This is a genomic window from Pseudomonas sp. 34 E 7, assembly GCF_900005715.1.
GTDB lineage: Bacteria > Pseudomonadota > Gammaproteobacteria > Pseudomonadales > Pseudomonadaceae > Aquipseudomonas > Aquipseudomonas orientalis_A.
Genome location: NZ_CVTX01000066.1, coordinates 1 through 3,514, shown reverse-complemented (window position 1 = coordinate 3,514; position 3,514 = coordinate 1). Strand labels below are relative to the sequence as shown.

The following is a 3,514-nucleotide window of genomic DNA, read 5'->3' as shown; positions in this document are numbered from 1 at the left end:
GCAACAGCAGCACGGCATTTTGCCCGCGAAACAAGTCTTCGAAACTGAAGTGCTGCAACAGGCTCACCGCCGCCTCGTATTCCTGCGCCAGCAGCGCCTGCTCGAAGGCGGCCTGCCAGTCCTGCTCGGCACTGAACCACTGGCAGGCGCGCCGGTGCCAGGCGCGCTTGGCCGGCCAGGGCTCTTCGCGCAGCAGGCGCGCCAGGGGGGCAAATATCTGCAGCCCATCGGTGCTGCCTTCCCAGGGCTGGATAAACGCACCGAGCGCTTGCAGCTCGCGCAGGTACTGAGCACCGTCACCAAAGCCGAACAGATGTTCACACAGGCCCGCATTGAAGCGCGGCAGGTTGGCGAGCACCCGCCAGGCTTCGGCCAACTCCGCCGGCAAGCTGTTGAACACTTCGTGTTGCAGATAATCGAGCAAGGTTTTATCGGCATGGCCGTCATTGAGTAACGCGATGCGCGCGCCGGCACACCAGCCTGCGCTGAATTGCATGACACTCTCGACAGTCTGCCCAGGCCCGAGCAATGCCTGGATTTCCGTAGCATTGAAGGCCAGTTCAGCGCTGCCGCACTCCAGCAATTCGTCATCGAGCAGCAGCCGCGGCCAATTGCACGATGGCCGGCGTCGCGCGCCCAGCCACCAGGTCAGCGCCGGGCTGCTGGCGGCAAGCAACCGGTCCAGCAAGGCGTCCAGCTCGGGCGCCGGCAGGCGGCAGAAATCATCCAGGCACACCCACGCCGTGGGTTGCCAGCGCCCCAGATCCAGCAATAACGTGGTTTCATCGGTGTAGGGCAACCCAAGGCTGTGGGCCAGGCGCCGGGAAAAATCATCAGGGCACGCCACGCCACCATTGAGTGCCAACCAGTACACCTGGCAGCCGGGCGGCGCCTGCAGTGCACATTCGGCGAGCAGCGCACTCTTGCCACTGCCAGCCGGCGCACACAACAACTTCACACGCGCCGGCGCCGCGAGCAACGCTGCGGCCAGGCGCGGGCGCAGCACATGGTGGGCGGACAGCCGAGGCATGAATCCAGGACGGTCCAGGCAGCGTGTCAGGGCGGTCATTGCTGCATCCTGCTTTTTTATTGTGATGCAACCCTAGTCCTGTGGTGGGCGGTTGTTGAAGAAGTATTCAGCGGGGTGATTAAGGACCATGCACAAAACCCGATGTGTAGGGGGTTTGATCGTTCCCACGCTCCGCGTGGGAATGCCGCCTGGGACGCTCCGCGTCCCGCCGACAACTCAACGCGTACAGGTGACGCAGAGCGTCACGCGATGCATTACCACGCGGAGCGTGGGAACGATCACATTGCATTTGAGTCGAGGATCAGCGCACGCCTTCGGACCTGAGCGCCGCCGGGGTGTAATCCGCCGCCTTGGCCGCGAAGCCGAACACGAAGCTGCTCTTCTCCTCGTTCTTCATGCCCAGTGCGAGGTAGCGTCCGGCAATCAGGTCGTAGAGGGTTTCCACGGTGTAGGCCGGCACCTGGTGGTCGTAATAGAACTGCGCATGGCCTTCGGCGACGCGCCACAGTTGGCCGCGACCGTCGTAGTGGTCCACCAGGGCGACCTGCCAGCTGTCTTCGTCGATGTACATGTGGCGCTTGGCGTAGATGTGCCGCTCGCTCGGCTTGACGGTGCCGACCACTTCCCAGACGCGATGCAGCTCATAGCGAGTCAGGTCCTGGTTGATATGCCCGGCCTTGATGATGTCGTCGTACTTGAGGGTGGGCGAGTCGAGCTTGTAGCTGTTGTAAGGGATGTACAGCTCCTTCTTGCCCACCAGTTTCCAGTCATAGCGGTCGGGCGCGCCGGAGAACATGTCGAAGTTATCCGTGGTGCGCAGGCCGTCGGAGGCGGTGCCCGGCCCGTCATACGACACCTGCGGCGCGCGCCTTACACGGCGCTGGCCGGCGTTGTAGATCCAGGCCAGGCGCGGCTCCTTCACCTGGTCGAGGGTTTCGTGCACCAGCAGCACATTGCCGGCCAGCCGCGCCGGCGCGGTGACCGATTGCTTGAAATAACTCAGCACGTTGGCCGCCTTGGCCGGGTCGATATCGGGGATGGACTGGGGCACCGCGACTTCTTCTTCGAAGCGGATCGGCGTGTAGCTGCCGTTGGTCTGGGGCGTGGCCTGGGTGATGATGCGGCGCAGGTTGCCGCCGTGGTAGCGGGTGATGTGGTTCCACAACACCTCTACGCCATTTTTCGGGATCGGGAACGCGTAGTAACGGTTACCGGTGAAATTTTCCAGACCGTTGCCGTCGTTGATCGCCTTGACGTTGAGGGCGCTGCGCTTGATCGACTCGTAGACATCGGCCGGCAGGTTGACCGTACGGTGGCTCGGGTACACCGGGATCTTGTAGGTCTCGGGGTAGCGCTTGAACATCGCCACCTGGCCGTCTGAAAGCTTGTCCTTGTACTTGTCGACGGTGGCGGCGGTGATCACAAACAGCGGCTTTTCAGCGGCGAACGGGTCGGCGAGAAAGCCCTTGCTGTCCACCGCGCCGGCGTTTTTCGGGATGCCTCCGGTCCAGGCCGGGATCGAGCCATCGGCGTTGCCGGCTTTTTCGGCGCCGACCGGGGTAAGTGTGGTGCCAAGCTTGGCGGCTTCTTGCGGCGATACCGCTGCCATCACGTGGGCGGCCAATAGACTCAGGGCCAGCACTGCAATTGTCTTACGCATAAGTTCTTGTCCTTCTTTTAAGCCAAATCAGAAGTTCACGCCGAAGCTGAGGGCGAGGAAGTCGCGGTCGGTCAGGGTGTTGTAGTCGCCGCCAAAGAAGTCGGTGTAGCTGAGGCTGGCGGTGTAGGTGCTGCGGTAGTCCGCGTCCACGCCGACGCTGATGGCCTTGGCGCCTTTGTTGAAAATCCCGTTGGGGCCGTAGCCGGCGACGTCATGGGACCAGGACAGGTTGGGCTTGAGGTTCACCCCGGCAATCGCGTTGTTGTAGTCAAGGATTGCCCGTGCGCGGTAGCCCCAGGAGGTGGAGGTGACGAAACCGTCGGTGTCACCCTGGAACCCATAGGCGCCGTACACCGAGTCGCGGCCATAGCGCAGTCTAGTTTTATCTTCCAGGCCGGCGACATGCACCACGGCCGCTTCGCCCACCAGGGTCAGGCGCTCGGCGCCCAGCACCTGGTCGAAGAACTGGGTCATGGTGCTTTGGATCTGGGTGATTTCCTTGCGGCGGTAGCCTTTGTTGTCGGCGCCAAACGAACTGCGGATGGGTGACGCGGTATTGCCGGCAATCGGGTTGACCAGCGCCAGGGTCAGGTCGGTGGTGTTGAGTTGCACGGGCGCATTGGGTCGATAGCTGATTTCGCCGGTCCACGCCGTGCCGGTGGGCAAGGTGGTGGAGAAGCTGGCGCCGAACAAGCGGATATCTTCCGGGTAATCCAGGTAGTACCGGCCACGGCCGAGCATGGTGCTCTGGGCCAGCGCCCCGCCCAGGCCCGGCGGGGCGGCGGCACCAATGGCGCCGATGGTCGCAAGGTTGGTATTGGCGG

Annotated in this window: 2 protein-coding genes and 1 pseudogene; all 3 read right to left on the bottom strand. The window is 63.2% G+C overall.

Annotated features, from left to right (window positions below):
* Window positions 1-1,069, bottom strand: a pseudogene (locus BFP96_RS03180) (helix-turn-helix transcriptional regulator); the annotation flags it as partial.
* 262 nt (window positions 1,070-1,331) lie between these two features.
* Window positions 1,332-2,690 carry a DUF1329 domain-containing protein gene (locus BFP96_RS03175; protein ID WP_065935557.1) on the bottom strand — a complete coding sequence of 453 codons (1,359 nt, stop codon included), beginning with the start codon at window positions 2,688-2,690 and terminating at the stop codon, window positions 1,332-1,334.
* Window positions 2,691-2,717: 27 nt separating this feature from the next.
* Window positions 2,718-3,514, bottom strand: a 797-nt coding sequence (locus tag BFP96_RS03170; protein ID WP_139113325.1) for a DUF1302 family protein, incomplete at its 5' end; no start/stop codon positions are given.

What these genes read in the sequence shown, in the direction of transcription:
- BFP96_RS03175 (WP_065935557.1), bottom strand. Translation starts at nt 2,690, where the DNA reads ATGCGTAAGACAATTGCAGTGCTGGCCCTGAGTCTATTGGCCGCCCAC.